At 41.8% G+C, this 16,425-nt stretch carries 11 protein-coding genes; 1 reads left to right on the forward strand and 10 read right to left on the reverse strand.

What is annotated here, in order from left to right; translation table 11 throughout:
* Positions 1-2: 2 nt before the first annotated feature.
* On the reverse strand, positions 3-1,514 hold the full coding sequence (locus HNQ84_RS00845; RefSeq protein ID WP_435620820.1) for a Ppx/GppA phosphatase family protein: 1,512 nt from the start codon (positions 1,512-1,514) through the stop codon (positions 3-5).
* 98 nt (positions 1,515-1,612) lie between these two features.
* Here HNQ84_RS00845 and HNQ84_RS00850 point away from each other — a divergent pair, with 98 nt between their 5' ends.
* Positions 1,613-2,053, forward strand: coding sequence for a YkyB family protein (locus HNQ84_RS00850; protein WP_183239993.1), 441 nt, complete (start codon positions 1,613-1,615; stop codon positions 2,051-2,053).
* 71 nt (positions 2,054-2,124) lie between these two features.
* Here HNQ84_RS00850 and HNQ84_RS00855 read toward each other — a convergent pair whose 3' ends face one another.
* The 9 genes from HNQ84_RS00855 to HNQ84_RS00895 all read right to left on the reverse strand — a co-directional run bounded on the left by HNQ84_RS00855 (position 2,125) and on the right by HNQ84_RS00895 (position 16,424).
* Positions 2,125-3,723 (reverse strand): putative bifunctional diguanylate cyclase/phosphodiesterase, encoded by a 1,599-nt coding sequence (locus HNQ84_RS00855; RefSeq protein WP_435620821.1) that lies wholly within the window; start codon positions 3,721-3,723, stop codon positions 2,125-2,127.
* 92 nt (positions 3,724-3,815) lie between these two features.
* Positions 3,816-4,928, reverse strand: coding sequence for a Ger(x)C family spore germination protein (locus tag HNQ84_RS00860; protein WP_435620822.1), 1,113 nt, complete (start codon positions 4,926-4,928; stop codon positions 3,816-3,818).
* The gene (locus tag HNQ84_RS00865) at positions 4,925-6,025 is read right to left on the reverse strand and encodes a GerAB/ArcD/ProY family transporter (RefSeq protein ID WP_435620823.1); all 1,101 of its coding nucleotides are present in this window, start codon (positions 6,023-6,025) and stop codon (positions 4,925-4,927) included. The genes HNQ84_RS00860 and HNQ84_RS00865 overlap by 4 nt, the downstream gene beginning before the upstream one ends.
* Positions 6,022-7,485 (reverse strand): spore germination protein, encoded by a 1,464-nt coding sequence (locus HNQ84_RS00870; protein ID WP_435620824.1) that lies wholly within the window; start codon positions 7,483-7,485, stop codon positions 6,022-6,024. The genes HNQ84_RS00865 and HNQ84_RS00870 overlap by 4 nt, the downstream gene beginning before the upstream one ends.
* A gap of 80 nt (positions 7,486-7,565) precedes the next feature.
* Positions 7,566-10,457, reverse strand: coding sequence for an ATP-binding protein (locus HNQ84_RS00875; protein WP_435620825.1), 2,892 nt, complete (start codon positions 10,455-10,457; stop codon positions 7,566-7,568).
* Positions 10,441-10,815, reverse strand: coding sequence for a response regulator transcription factor (locus tag HNQ84_RS00880; protein WP_183247294.1), 375 nt, complete (start codon positions 10,813-10,815; stop codon positions 10,441-10,443). Before HNQ84_RS00880 ends, HNQ84_RS00875 begins: the two co-directional genes overlap by 17 nt.
* Positions 10,815-14,009, reverse strand: coding sequence for a hypothetical protein (locus HNQ84_RS00885; RefSeq protein ID WP_435620826.1), 3,195 nt, complete (start codon positions 14,007-14,009; stop codon positions 10,815-10,817). The genes HNQ84_RS00880 and HNQ84_RS00885 overlap by 1 nt, the downstream gene beginning before the upstream one ends.
* Positions 14,006-15,391, reverse strand: a complete 1,386-nt coding sequence (locus tag HNQ84_RS00890; RefSeq protein ID WP_183247297.1) for a glycosyltransferase family 2 protein — start codon at positions 15,389-15,391, stop codon at positions 14,006-14,008. The genes HNQ84_RS00885 and HNQ84_RS00890 overlap by 4 nt, the downstream gene beginning before the upstream one ends.
* A complete protein-coding gene (locus HNQ84_RS00895) occupies positions 15,384-16,424 on the reverse strand; it encodes a HEAT repeat domain-containing protein (protein ID WP_435620827.1) in 1,041 nt (346 codons plus the stop codon). Before HNQ84_RS00895 ends, HNQ84_RS00890 begins: the two co-directional genes overlap by 8 nt.
* Between the last annotated feature and the right edge of the window lies 1 nt (position 16,425).

Genomic DNA, 16,425 nt, shown 5'->3' on the forward strand with positions numbered 1-16,425 from the left:
TCTCATCCCTCCAAATGAAACTGTAATTGAATCGGGCGTTTTAACATTTTTTCCACATGCTTTTTATGTTTTTCTGCTTGATACTCCTCCGCCTTAAACGATTGACTGCAAAAAATGTGTATGACGAGCGTTTCTTGTTGAAGTTCGAGTTGCAGGCGGTTGACGATATTTCGCTTCGTGTCGTTTAAGCTATAAGCAAATTTTAATAGCGCACCAAGAAAACGAAGCTTTTTTTGTTCTGCACGAGTAAACCACGAATGAAACGGCTGGACGTATTGTTTAAACAACGTTTTATTTTTAAATGAAGCAACAAGTGCTAATTGCACACGATCGCGATGGCTTAATCCGTCAATCGTTCGATTAGCTAAAAGGTAAAACGTATGTTGGCTGCTCGCTTCTTCATCGACATATTGTCCTAAATAAAACACGTGGGTTGCGCGTTTTAATAGAACGAGGTCTTCGCCTGTCAATGGGAAAAGGGAGAGCGAACGCATTTGTTCAAACAATTGGATAACTAGCTTTAATACGTGCTGCACATGATTTGTATTCACTTCGTAGTCTTGGGCCAATTCAAAAAAACTTTCATCTAATACGCTGGGAAAAATAATCGGTCCAAACTGTTCGTAAAAAATGCCGTCGCGCAATCCTTTTCGACTTAAAATAAACATCGTCGCATCGACCGTTTCGTATAACGTTTGGAACACTTCGACAGCTGGAATAATTAAATCAGCCCGATCTTTCGATAACGCCTCCACTTTTTGAAGTTGTTCAAATGTAAGCGCGCGCAAATATTTTTTTACTTGCACAATATGCTCACGATTCATTTCATATTGATGAATGCCGGCAATCGGGTAGTTTTGCAACATTTGATGTACTTGGACGACGTTGCGGGCGCTTCCACCAATCGCAATGATCGGCAAGCGACGTTGTTTGAGCCACGGAAGCGACTGAAATTGTTTTTCGACGTATGCTCGTAACGTTTGTAGTTCTTCATCGGTTGGCACGTTTCCAGCGACAAATTCACGCTTTAAAGATAGCGCACCAAACGGAAAACTATGATAGTCGACAAGTTCGCGATTGTAAAAATACGTTACTTCCGTACTTCCCCCACCAATATCAATCGTAATTCCTTCATAAAACGATGTCGATTGAATGACAGCTAAAAAACCGTAGTATGCTTCTTCATATTCGGATAAAATACGAATGTGAAAATCCGTTCGTTCCGCAACGATACGAACGATATCGTCGCGATTGCGCGCTTGACGAATCGTTGCCGTTGCGACACATTTCACATCGTGCAACCGATGGAAGCGCGTCACATCTTGAAACGTAAGAAGCCCGTCTAAAAGAACGCGCAATCCTTCCTCCGTGAACCAACCGTCTTCAGTTAAATAGTTGCGCAAGCGAGCGGCAATTTTTACGTTTTCTCGCTCGCGCAAACGACCGCTTTTACTTTGTTCGTAAATGACAAGACGCATCGTATTTGAGCCAATATCAATAATACCGTACTTCAACGTTCAACCTCCCTAAAAAATAAATTGAAAATTTTCCAAAAACATAAACGATCGTGTATAATATAAGTGTACCAAAATAAAAAGGAGTTGAGTAAATTATGGAAACAGTCGAATGCACCGTTGAAAATTTGTCGGTCGCGCTGTTTACTGTCAACCGTCATGCGAAAACAGCTTTAAACCCTTCTTACTTGTATTTATTAAAGAAAAAAACGATTGAAAAAATGCTCGAAGAAGGAAAAGCGAAAAAAGTTGGGCTTCATTTTTCCCGAAATCCGAAGTACAGCCAACAAAAATCGGATGTGCTTGTGGCGATCGGTGCGTATTACTTCCACATACCTCCAACAAAAGAAGACTTCAAGCATTTGCCTCATCTCGGTACGTTGGACGATTCATATCGCAATCCTGTTGTTAAAATGCCGTTGTCTCAAGCGAAGCGATTACTACAAGCATATACAGGCATTTCACCAGAAGATGCCGAGCCGAAAGCGAAAAGGTACGATTGGGCACGTCCGCATCGGTTCGGGAAAACGTTTCGATAAGGACAAGCCTCCTTCGAAAAGTAACAAGCATATTTATACACTCTATTATATTACACAAAAGGGGCGGCCTCTTAATGAGATCGCCCTTTGTTATGTTGGATTAATTGTTCAAATTGTTCAGCAGAGAGGGGCTTGCTGAAGTAGTAGCCTTGGGCGCGGTCGCATCCTTCTCGCTGTAAAATCGCAAGCTGTTGTTCCGTTTCAACCCCTTCAGCAACAACTTTCATCTGCAAGCTGTGCGCCACTTCAATGACAGCGCGAACGATCGATAAATCGTATGAATGTTTCACCATATCTTGTACAAACGATCGGTCGATTTTAATGATGTCTACTGGCAATTTTTTTAAATAATTTAATGACGAATAGCCTGTCCCAAAATCATCGACAGCCAGTTGCAATCCTAAATTTTTTAACGACTGCAACTGAGCGAGCACATAATCGACGTGATGCATCGCCATACTTTCAGTAATTTCTAACTTTAAACAAAATGGGTCTAAATCGTACGTGTGCAACACATGTTCAATATGTTTGACTAAATCGGCTTGTAAAAACTGTTTAATGGATATATTTACACCTATTTGGACATGTGGCAGACCTTTTTTTCTCCAAACTTTACTTTGTTCACATACTTGGCGCAATACCCAGTCGCCGAGCGGCTGAATTAAGTTCGTTTCTTCGGCAATCGGAATAAACGTTGCTGGTGAAATCCAACCGCGCTTCGGGTGGAACCACCGCAATAACGCTTCAACCGCAACAATATTGCCTGTTTGAATATCGACAATCGGCTGATAGTGAACGGTAAACTCATTTTGCTTTAACGCTTTGCGAATGCTATGTTGAATGTACAATTTTTCTTCGTTCGTCTTTTTTAATTCGTTCGTATAAAAACAATACGTATTTCCACCGTTTTCTTTCGCAATTTCAAGCGCCAAATCGGCACATGAAATGAGCGTCGTCCAATCGGTTGCATCATGAGGAAAGACGCTTACGCCGATGCTTGGCGTCACGGTCAACTCTTGGTCAGTCAGCTGAAATGGGGGCGTAAATAGTTGAATGACGTCGCCGATAATGCGACGTAGTTCATTTCGATCAATCGTATAAAAAGCGAGAAAAAATTGATCGCGATGTTGTCTTGCAACGATGCTCCCTTCATAGCGCCGCAAACGCTCGGCCACTTGTTTTAATAATTCGTTCCCACACTCATAGCCAATTAAATCGTTAATAAATTTAAAACGATCTAAATTGAGCGATAATAACGCAAACGGCTCACGTTTATTCATGCGCGCACGAAGCATGTCGCTAAATGCATCGTACGATAGCACACCTGTTAATATATCCGCATCATCGTGATCGAATAAAAAGCAACCTGTCCAAATGAAGTGCGAATGGAACGAATATACGTGCATATACGCAGGACGATGATCGACAACGGTTTTGCCACGCCACGCATCGTTTGTATGTAATGTAGCCAAAACTTCATGGGCGCTGTCAACAAATTGTTGGACGACTCCGTAACGACGTGACAACTGGTTCATAAACGAATCGTCCATATACACAATCGTTCCGTCTTCATTCGTAATAAAAAAAATGGCATATTGGTCAAACTGTTGCCCAACGGCCTTCCATTTCGCAAATGGAGGGTGTTGGTACAGAAACTGTTGTTCACTCATGTTGTAATCCTCGCTTTTTGTTTTCTTCCCTCCCTCTTTATTAAAACATATGGTTCAACAATTGAAAATATTTTTTCATGAAGAAATACAAATTAGTCAATTGTTCCTGTCCGTAAAATCGATACGTTCACATCGACATCAATTTGTGTATCTTGATACAACTTATCCCATTGTTTCGACGTCAGTTGCAACTTGCGCACCGAATGGTCATATATTTGCCCAAATCCGATCGGATCGGTTTTGTATGATTTTAATTTATGTAATACACGCTCTACTTCTTTTTTCATTTGTTTCTCAATCGCTCGTTCAAGAATGTGGACGTTATCTTTTGTAATCGGTTTTAACTTGGTTGATGTTTCTAATATTTCACTTTCTATTTCAATGCTTGCTTGAAAGCGAGGAGTTGGTTTTTGCTGAACGAGTGTGATGCTTCGTTTTGTACGAATTTCATTTAAAACGATATTCACTTTTTTTCCACGCTTTTTCACGATAAGCGGTGAAATGTCATCAACGAGCAACGGGACGTCTTTAATGCCGACGTTACGTCCAGATGCTAATAACTTAATATAAAAACTTTCATCTAAACTCGCCCTTCCAACGTACCGATCGCCTTTAAATAAAGCGACATGCTGAATAATCGGCTTCCCATCGCGCAACGTTAAACATGGTAACGTCGGGTCTTTTCCTACGTCATAATAATGGGCAATAAATTCATGAAGCGTTGCCGCTAATACCGATTCTGTTTTTGCATTTTTTTCAATTAGACGATACAAATACGTTCCGATATCAGGCGTATCCTCCGTTTTTTTACTCTTGATAATATCAACAGCACTCGGATCGCCAACAGCTAAATAAACGAGCGAGCCAATATTCGCATCGCGCTGCAACGTATCTGTTAATGGATAAATTCCTTCTTTTTCTGCTAGTTCTTTTCCGTATACAGCGACACGAATTTGCCCTGACCCTAAATCGTGGCTCGTTTGTGCCTCTAAATCTTGACGCACCCCTTTGCTCGTCACATCTGTCGCTTCAATGACTTCCGACATCGACGAACCGGTCGTTTGAAACGAAAGCATGACCGATGCCCCTTTATATTGTTTTCCTTCTTTATCAAACCCAGCAGCGGTAATAATGCCTTGCCGTTCTAACACGCGCGGTTGTACACAGCCAGAAAGCAATAATGTAAACATAAGTAGCCATTTCATTGTTTTTTCTCCCTCATCCATGCTTTGTATTTGACAAGCATATACAAAATAAATGGATATACGAAACTTAACCAAAAGCCGTACCATCCGACTTGATCAATAAATTCGTTAATCGTTGCCCTTCGTTTAAATAAAATGGCAACAAAAAAAGACATGGGCCCAAAAACAAAAAGCAAATATTTTTGTTTGACGTGAAAAAGCGCTTTTCCGCCACGCGTCATCGCCCACATAAACATAAGTAAATTCGGTAAAATGACGAGAAGCCAAAGCGGAATGACGACATATTCAAATCGCTCAATAAACGGAAATTTAATGATTGTAAACATCGACAACGACGCCCAAATCGTCACTTCGAGTTGCTTCGGGCTAAAAAAGGCGATGGCGATGACGGTCACTACAGCTACGAGAAATGTTGTGAGTAAAACGCCAAGTTGGGCGTAACGATGGGCGCGTTGTTTTTCTTTTACAAATGGATAAATGATGTACAATACTTCAAACCCGAGCATCGTATATGCTGTTTTTAATACGCCGTTTGCCATTTGTTTCGGCGTCGCTTCAAAAATCGGCAATAAATGAATCCATTCCGCGTATTTCAGCGGTTGAAATACGACGACAACAATCCAAATCGCCATAAAAAATGTGATAAAACTGACACCTGCTACGAGACGAAATCCCCCGCCGTATAGTGCATATACGGTTAACACAACTAAAATAAGCGCCCCGCCCCAAAGCGGAAAGTCAGGATACATCCACGTTAACGCCATTTCAACATAGCCGAGCAAAATGGACGTATATGCCATTAAAAAATAAACGACAACTGCAGCATTCACCATCCAGCCAAACACGCGACCATAAACGAACGTATGAAGCGAAAAAATGTTGTCGTGCTCTGTTTGTTTTAACGTTTGATATATGACGAAAACGACGAGATGAATCCATAGACCGCTTAGCAACACAGCAATCCACGCATCTTGACGCGCTTCGACGAAAATGACGCGCTGCACACCGACAATTCCAAGTCCAATTTGTGCGGTATGAACGAGGAAAAAAACGAGATAAGCGTTAATCGATAGCCGTTCGTGTGGCGTTTTCATCATTCATCCAAATCCTTTCGTTTCATCGCTTCCCGCCATGAAAAGCGGCGAGAGTTTTTTGGACGGTTCGTCTTCGGACGTTCGCCATAAAATTTAATTGGCAAACGAATGAGCGCATATTTCATATCCGCAAAACGAAACGGATAAACAGGCGACAAATATGGTCTTCCAAGCGATGTCAGCTTTAATAAATGAATAAGCAAAAGGCTCACGCCAATAAAAATACCAACAAGTCCCCAAAGTGCCGCGAGTAAAATGATCGGAAAGCGTAAAATGCGAATCGTTGCGCCCATTTCATAACTTGGTGCGGTAAATGAACCGAGCGCGCTTAATGCAACGATAATAATGAGCACGTTGCTCGTAAATCCCGCATCGACCGCCGCTTGTCCGAGAACGATACCGCCGACGATACCCATCGTTTGACCAACTTTTGTCGGCAAGCGTGCGCCTGCTTCGCGCAACAGCTCAATCATAAATTCAAGAAATAACGCTTCAATCACAGGAGGGAATGGTACACGTGAACGCGATTCGCCAATCGTCAACAACAAAGCAGAAGGGATGACTTCATAATGATACGTAATGACAGCGACATAAAGTGGCGATAAAAAGATAGAAGCAAAAATACCGAGCATACGAACAGCGCGCAAAATCGTGCTCATCGTCCAACGTAAATAAATATCTTCCGTCGTTTCAAAAAAGCTAAAAAACGTCGTCGGACAAACAATGACCGTCGGGCTGCGATCAACAAAAATGCCGATGCGCCCTTTCATTAAGCTATACGCTAATCGGTCAGGAAGTTCTGTTAATAAATATTGTGGAAAAATGGTGTATGCATGATCGTCTAACAGTTGAGCTAATACGGAGCTATCAATGACCTCATCAATACGCAACTCCGATAGTCGTTGTTTTACGGTTTGAACGTTCGTTTCATCCGCAATGTCTTGAATATAGACGACGCGTACTTCAAGTTTGTTGCGTTCGCCAATTTCCACTTTTTCCGTTACTAAATGTTTATCTGTAATGTTTTGACGTAAAATGCGAATATTTGTATCAATCGACTCGGTAAATGATATTTTCGGTCCTAAAACGAGCGACTCCGTTTCTGCTTTTTCAAGCGACCGTTCGACTTTTTCAGCGATGTTGACAGCAAGCGTACGCTTCTCTTTTTCAATAGAGATAACTGCCCAGCCGTCACGTATAGCGGATGCCATTTCTTTTTCTGTTTCACATATACGTATTGCGCCAACCGGCAAACAACGAGCAAGCTCATCAATCGAAACATATTTTTGTTCATGAATAAACGCTAAAACGTTTTGTTGGAGATGGTCGTGGTTAATTAAATTACTTAAAAATAAAACGTTAACGATTTTTCCTTGACATCGAATGCGCCGGCACATGAAATCTGGTGAATGGGCGAGCAGTTTCGCGACATCATCGACTCGATTTTTTTTCGTAAACCACATGATGTTGTCCCCTTTTTCTTCCGCTTCGTTTTTTACTAGTTTGTAATAACTGCCCGTTTTTATACAAAAAAGAGGAAACCTTATTCGGCTTCCTCTTTTGGCATTGGAATAAAAATTTCTCCTTGTCGTTCTTTATTCAACAACATTTGTAAAATCATTTTCGATAGTTGGCTCGGTTGATACGGTTTGACTAAATAGCTACTTGCCCCGAGCGCCATCCCTTTTTCTCGTTCTTCTAAGGCGGAAGAAATAATAATTGGAATATCGGAAAGCTTGTCGTTTTGTTTTAACGCTTTTAACACGTCCCAACCAGATGCGTCGTGTTCTTCTAACATAATATCTAAAACGACCGCATCTGGTTTTTCTTTTTCAATGAGGGCAATCGCTTCTTTTCCTTCCTTCACATGTTTGACGCGAAAACCGCTATCTTTTAATTCTGCTTCTAGTAACGCCGCTAAATGTTCGTCATCTTCCACAATAATGACGTGCGCATGCGCGTACTTTTCGTTATTGTCGCGCTCCTCTTCTTCTGCGTTCGCAAGGGCAACAAGCGGAAGCGATACGGTAAACGTACTTCCTTTTTTCAATTCGGACGTGACGCTTACTTCCCCTTCGTGTGCTTTTACAATTTCTTTGACGATCGCAAGTCCAAGCCCTGTTCCACCAATACGGCGGCGATCCGAGTTATCGACGCGATAAAATTTCGTAAATAAGTTTGGCAACGCTTCTTCAGGGATGCCTAATCCTTCATCTTGCACATCGATACATAAGCGATTGCCTCGTTCGTAAATTCGCACCGTAATGTTTCCGCCTTCTGGTGAATATTTGATCGCATTGCTAATTAAATTCGTAAACACTTGGGCGAGTTTATCGCGATCGCCTAACACCGTCGTTTTATCCGTTTCTTTTTGTAAATGAAACTGATGGATTTTCGTATTTACTTTTTGCGTTTCGATCACACTTTCAATAATAGATACGATATCTTCATATTTTTTATCGTACGTCTGTTTTCCAGACTCCATTCGTTGCACGTCTAAAAAGTCGTTAATAAGCGCAGTTAACCGTTTTGCTTCTTGGTAAATGGTTGTTAAATATTTTTTTTGACGTTCTGGTTTTAATTCCTTCGTTAACATCAGTTCCGTAAAGCCGAGCACGCTTGAAAGTGGCGTGCGCAATTCGTGGCTGACGGTGCTAACAAATTCTGATTTCATTTGATCGACTTCAAATTGTTTCGTAATATCGCGATGGACAAATACCGTTCCTTGCCGTTCACCGTTACGATATAACGGTTTGGCGTACACTTGCATCACTTTTCGTTTTTGTGGTAAATGATATACAAACGGTTCATGTTCTTCATCGCCGTTAAAAATAATGGCTTGTAAATAATCGCATAGCTTTTTGCCCGCATCAGACTGTTCAACTAAACCGCGCGCCCATTGTTCATAACTTGCTCCTTCTAGTTCAGCAATCGTCTCTTTTTGAAGCAAGGTAACCATTTGTTTATTTACCATCACGCTACGGCCGTCACGATCAACGAAATGAATCCCTTCTTGCACCGTATTTAAAATATGTTGCACCGTTTCGCGCGCCTGTTCGGACTGTTCATATAGCGCAATTTTTTGCAATGAAATCGATATTTGTTTCGTTAAGCCGACATATTCTTGAATGTCTTCGTCCGAAAACGGTCCGCCAAAACGGCTAAACACTAAGATCGCCTGCACGTTGTTTGTATTGGATAACACAGGTAAAAAGACGTCGTGCACGAACATCGTTTCTTGATGATACCCTTTTTCAGACGGTGTCAGCTCCCGCTTCAACATAAACGGCTTTTTTTGTTCGAATAATCGCTGATGCAGCCCGTTGTATATATACGTTAAAAACTGATGGACGCCTTCTTCTGATAAACCGAACGAGGCGTGCGTTTTTTCGTCGTTCATTAATACGATCATGCCGCGGTCCGCTTCCATCACACGCGCCATATTGCAAACGATATTTTTTAATACTTGTTGTTTATCAAGCGAGTTCGATAGTCCGTTAATAAAATCGTTGCGCCGTTTTAACTCTTTTTCACGCGCTTGCATCGTCTCAAGCGCTTGTTCAAGCTCCGCTTGTTGTACTTCTAGTTCGTCCTGTTGAGCAAGCAACTCTTCGTTGTGCGCCATTAAACTTTCTTCTTTTTCTTGAATGCTCGTTAACATTTTTTTAAAAGCATTAGCTAATTTGCCGATTTCATCTTCTCGTTTAGTCGTTTCTTGCATGTCATAAACGACTTGTTCATCGTGTGCGATTTTTTCCGCCACTTTCGCAAGTTCATTAAGCGGTCTGCCGATTTTTTTCATCATGATGCGCGCAATCGTAATTAAAATAGCTAAAATCACAGCAATGAATAAAATAAACGCCGTTTGCGCCGTCGTTTGAGCATTACGTAATTGTTGAAATTCACCATCAAGTTGTTCAGTTAGTCTGTTTTTATACGTTTTCATTTGAAATTGAAATTGTTCAATGGACGCTGTACCGCCATTTTCTGATAAACTCAACACTTTTTGAATGTTTCCATTTTCAAACGCTTCGATCGCTTGCGGAACGAGATTGCCAAAATAATAACTCGCAAACTGACGCGCCTTTAAAATAAATTGCGTATCATCTTTTGTCGTTGCGACGAGTTCGAGCGCATCAAGCGCCGTTTGGACATTTTCTTGTTCGCGGAAAATGCTCAATTTAAACTCTTTTCGATTAAATGCTAAATAGCCACGCGCATCGGAAAACGCTTGATTAAACGCCCGTTCGATTTCTTGGGCGTATTTCATCTTCGTTTCGATTTGATTCTTTTTTTGTTCAAACGATGTCGTTAATGACGATTGATAGACGAGCAATGATGCCGAACCGATCATAAATACGACTAGAAAACTAACGACAAGCACGATAAATTGTCTTGCTAAACTTTTTCGAAAGTAATTACGCATCTTCTCCATGTAAAATCGCCTCGATTCGTTGCACAAGTTCTAGCGGACTATACGGCTTTGCCATAAAGTAATCCGCCCCCGCCTCTAGTACGCGTTGCTTGTCGGCTTGTTGGCTTTTTGCCGACAGCATCATAATCTTTACATGTTTTTTATCGGGCATATTTCGTACTTGTTGAATGACTTCTAAGCCGGTATATATTGGCATCATATAATCAAGCAAAATTAAGTCGTAATCGTTTTGTTTAATCATTTCAAGCGCCTCTTCCCCATCGCACGCTTCATCAATGTCGTGTCCTTCATCTTCTAACGTATCAACGACAAGCATGCGCAATACTTCTTCATCTTCCGCTAATAAAATTTTTGCCATTATTGTCCCTCTCCTTCAAACTTCTTATATGTTTGTTTCACGATTTCGTATGAACGTTTTAACCGTTCGTGATACGTCGGCTCTTCCCAACCGTCCCATGTGTACGTATAAAATTGTTTTGCATCTAAATGGGCAGGGAACGAAAATCCTTTTTCATACACGCCGACGCGAATGCCGTCAATTGTTTCGCTACTTTGTAGTCCCTTCTGCCACATATCCCCCATCGCTTCATGCATGCTCGGGTCTTTCATATTTAACAGCGCCCATGGAATGCGAATTTCATATCCGTCTTTTTGTTTGCTGACGCTCACGTCCGTTAATGAATTGTATGCTTCATCGTGCGGATTGGCTGTGCCGAACGTCATGACGCCTGTTTCATAAAAGTCGAATGGGTATGTTTTTCCTTTAATTTGTAGTTTTTTATTTAATGTTAAGCGAATCGGATGATACACGCCGTTATTTTTTTTGTTCGCATACGGCAGACGATCGATCATATTTAAAACGTGTCCGTAATGATAATAAAACGAATCGTAATAACTATCAATCCATAATCGTCCTTCTTTTTCCCCGCGTAAATGGAGGACGAAGTCAACTCCTTCTGTTTTGACATTTGGCACGTCGAGAATGGTTGATTGTCCTTGATTGTTGATCGTGTCAAATAAAAGATATACGTCTTTGTTTTGCTTTACAGTGGTATCGTAACGAATGTATACGTATCGTTCGTCGCTCGTCATATATAGCGCACGACCGTTTTGTTGAAACGCTGGGGCGATTTGTTGGAATGCCCAATCTTCTTTTCGTCCGTCAACTTTGATCATTTTCGTTTCGTCTGGCGCAGGATCAAAACTTAATAAACCAAATTGTTGTTCGTTCGTTTGCGCGTTTGACCAAAATGGACGACGGTCTGGATTGTCGTAATCCATCGTGTTCCACGTTCGTTTAAACCATTCATCTTGCCATGTGAAAATAAATCCGCCTGCCATGTTTTCGTGCACAATATCTTCGAATAGTTTTTTGTTGATGATGCCTTGCTGTTGCTCGGAATGAAATCCTTGATTCATCCCGTATACGTTGCGGTGCGTCATGCCGCGCGATGATGGTACGCCAAATTCTGCGACAACGATCGGCATGCGATGAACTTGCTTCATATCGTGCAAATAACCGGCATAGTTGTTTTTCTTGCCACGATGGTCGATGTAATTGACATATTTCGGCTCATAGTTTAAAAAGTCTGGATAATACGGGTAAATGTGATACGACGCAAATAAGCCGCTATGCATAGCGTTTGTCGTATAAATGACGTTCGGGTTGACGGACACAAAATCTTCTTTTTCTAACGGTTCGCTCGGATGTGTTAACAAATCGGTCGTCACCCAGTTTGTAAAGCTCACCGGACGTTGCCAACCGTACGTTTTCGTTTCATAAGCAATCGCTTCATCCATCATGCGCGCAAGCCAAATTTCAAACGGCGAAGCACCTTTTGTATACACGTACGTCCCTTGATAATCTGGCAAACCAGCGTGTTTCGTATTTGTTGCATAAACAACGGTCGGTTCCCACTCGACACCAAAAATCCAGCCGAGTACATACGGCGAAATATCGAAGCGATATACACCGCTTGCATGCCCCGGGCGAGCTGGGATGATTGCTTTTCCATGAACGATGTCAATCGTTCGCTTCATTTCAGCAACAAATTCCTCTGTATTGTCTTTCGCAAACGCATCGTTTGTTCGTAAAAATGTTTCCTCATTGATCCAAACGCCATGGAATAAATATAAAGGCTGTTGTGCGATTTTGTTATATTCATAAAACGCTTCATAAAACGCGGGCGGATGAATCGTATACACCCGAACAGCGTTGGCATGCATCGCGCCAATTTGTTTAAACCATCGAAAATATTCTTCTTTCGTAATCGCTGTTTCACCCGGGAAATGACCCGGTTTCGCGATGCCCATATTCACTCCTTTTAACAACATATTTTCCCATTTGCCGTTTTTATAAATTTGGATATATTGCTCTCCAACTCGTCCAGCAAGTTGAATGCCGTCGTCTGTTTTCGCTACCGTTCGCTCACGTTTTTGTTTTTCGTCATCATGCACATGTTTTAAAATCGTTTTCATCATCGGAACATACGCTTTCCAATAAAACGAGACGGTGTTATTTGGATCGTGGCGCGTCGTCCATTTCCGCCATATGTCGATGCCGACCGTTTGATAAATGCTCGGCACATCCGGTTGATCGGCGTAATCGCCACAAAAATAGTACGCATCGTATTGCTTGTTGCGATGATGAACGATTGCTGGAAATGTCGTCGGCAAGCCGATCGCTTGCAATTTCTCTTTTCCGCTTTCCGATAACGAAAGCGTATATGTCGCTAACACTTCATCGTCATATAGTGGCTTAACGATATCAAACCAATAGGAATATGGAATCGAACCGTCAATCCGAAGTTCTTTTTTCCCTTTGTCCGTCGGAGTAAAAAGCACCCCTCGTTTTCCGATTTCTTTTTTATTTAAAATGACGAGCCGATCATACTCATCGACAAACACATAGCCCGGTCCGGTAAATGTATATCGTTTGTTGTATTGTTTTTCGTAGTTTTCTTTCACCCATACAGGCACTTCGTCATCTTCAAGCTTCGGAAAATAGCGGCCGATCCAGCCCGTCCATTCGACGTTTAATAACGCGTAAAATTTATTACGAACAGCTCGATCCGTTGGGCTTGCAAACGAGTTAAATTCCGCAATGAGCGTTTTGTTTCCTTCAAACATCGCATCGTGCAAGCGACTGACTTCTTGTTCTGTCAATCCGCCATACACTTTTTTCGAGCGTTTCCCTTTCTTTTTTTCTGCAGTGAAATCATTTTCATATACACCGTACGTATCCGCCACATAAATGACGTCGTACGGTTGTAACGATGCCGGCCACGGTCGTTCTTTTTTCCCGTTTGGTACAAAACCAACGTAATCTTTATTTAACTCATAGCGCTCCCCGTTTGGCTTCACATATTTTTGTTGATTTAATAGCCAAACGAGCCCTTCATGTTCGCGATACGTTTCATCTGGAACCGTTTTATTGACGATGAGCATGTTCAACGTTGTTTCAGGCTTCATTTTCCACAGCCAATACGGTGAAGAAATGGCAAGAAAAATACATACTACATATCCAATGAGCCATCGTTGTCGTTTCATCATTTCGACACACCTTTTCTTTTCATTTCTCCCCATCCTTTTCTTTTTAACAGCGCGTCAACGATTCCTTCACAGCGCCATAGCACCGTGAGCGGACGATACCATAACGTCTCTGTCAACGAATAAAAAAAGAGGCGCACAACATCGGAAACGTTGGAAAATTTTCGCACTGTCCATTCTTCTAACAACACGGCAGCCATTGAAAAAATCGAACCGTATAAAACGGAAACGAGGAATAGTAAAATCGCAAATTCTATATATATGTCGCCTAAAATGAGCGAGATGACGATGAGGATGTAACCAAGCAGTTCGACGACAGGTCCAAAAAATTCGATGAGTAAAAAGTAAGGCATGGAAACGAGCCCAATCGACCCATAGCGCGGGTTAAACCACATGCGACGATGAAGCCAAAGGCTTTCAAATAATCCGCGATGCCAACGGCGACGTTGTTTACGTAAGTCGGTCATCGACTCTGGCGCTTCCGTCCAACAAACTGGATCAGGCACGTACACAATTTTTTTATCAGCATCTGTTTCTTTTATAAGGCGATGAAGACGGACGACAAGTTCCATATCTTCTCCGACTGTATGCGCATATCCGCCAGCACGAATGACCCATTGTTTTGAAAAAACACCGAAAGCACCTGAAACAATGAGCAATAAATTGTGGCGACTTAATCCGATCCGTCCCATTAAAAAAGCGCGCAAATATTCGATCACTTGCATAACAACGAGTAGTTGACGAGAGAGGGCGATGCGAATGACTTCCCCTTTTTCAATGTCACAGCCGTTGGCGATGCGCACACTTCCCCCTGAAGCGATCACTTCTTCGTCTGAATCAATAATGGGTTTCATGACTTTTAAAAAGGCGCGGCGCTCAATGACCGAGTCGCCGTCAATGGAACAAACGTATGGATAAGATGAAAAATTAATGCCTGCGTTTAATGCATCTGCTTTTCCGCCATTTTCTTTGTCGATAACAAATAGGTGAGAAAATTTTTGTGAGCGATATACCGCACGCACACGTTTCGTTTTTAACTGCTCACGAATGACGCGCTTCATTTCAACAAGGTCAAAATCTCGTTTGAGCCGCTCAAGCGTATCGTCTGTTGACCCATCGTTAATGACAACAATTTCATATTCCGGATATTCGATGCTTAAAAGCGAGCGCACCGTTGCGAAAATGCCAGCTTCTTCATTGTAAGCAGGCACTAAAATGGAAACTGGTTTTGTATAACTGACATCGAGCATTTCTTCATACGGCTCCCATTCGTCTAACTCGTACATGCGACGCAATTGCACGAACGAGACGACGAGTAAAAACGTATAAAAAACAATGACTGCAATCATAAAGAAAAAGACAAACAGCGCCGCCAGTTCAATCATATTGTCGACCTCTTTCTAACCATTCAAGCGCCATATCGCGCGCATAGCGGTCATCTGATGTTTGGGCGATTTGTTCGAGCATCGCCAACCCGTTCGGCATGCGCAACAACGCTTCTGCTGCTTGGGATCGAACGGAAAACATCGGATCTTTTATAAGCTCTTTGATCTGTTCGATCAATTCCTCTTTTCGTACGCGCGCACATAATCGCAACGCCATCAACCGTTCTTGCCAAATTTGTGAACGTAAATGTACATCAAGTTGTTCGGTTTCAAGTGGAAACGCCATTTCAGCTAACGCTTTTAAAGCGCGAATGCGATACTCACTTTGTTCATGTTGAAGCAACGTGCGCAAAAACGATACGTGCGCTATTTTTTGCATAATGCCGATCATATCGATTAACGCATATTGTATTTTTTCGTTCCAATCAAAAAAATGATCGACCACCTTCGCAAACATTTTATCGTCCATGCGGGATAAAATGAGGCGATAGTCAAACTGTGTAAATGATTCATCGTTCGTTTTCATATATTCATATACGTGCGGATGGCGAAAAAGAGCAAACATTTTTAACAGTTGGCGCTTCTCCATCATCGTTACATGTTTTTGTTCATACATCTTTTCTAATTCGTGTAAAAGGGAACGAAGTCCAAAATCTTCGATGTAAAAAAGGGCGTTCATCCTTCTACCGAGCCGACGATGATACAATTGTTGGCGCAAGTAATTTGAAAAATAAGTTTCCGCTAATGCCGTCGCTCGTTGTTTTACATGACCGTTAGCTAAAACGCGAAGAAAATGGTCTAACAATTCCATCATCGCCACATGTTGCGCAGACGATGATGGAGGAGTGATTTGTTCGTCGCCGTATGCTAAATGACGAAACAAGATCGGCTCATACAACTGTTTATATGTCTCTACTTCTTGTTTCCATCGGTAGTCTTTTCTTTTTCGCACAATTAAATAAAGAAAAATAGTCAGTAATATGAGCGATAACGTCATGACAATCAAAGTGAACAAAACAAGCGAATGGGACATT

The organism is Anoxybacillus eryuanensis (assembly GCF_051200995.1).
In the GTDB taxonomy this organism is placed as follows: domain Bacteria; phylum Bacillota; class Bacilli; order Bacillales; family Anoxybacillaceae; genus Anoxybacillus; species Anoxybacillus tengchongensis.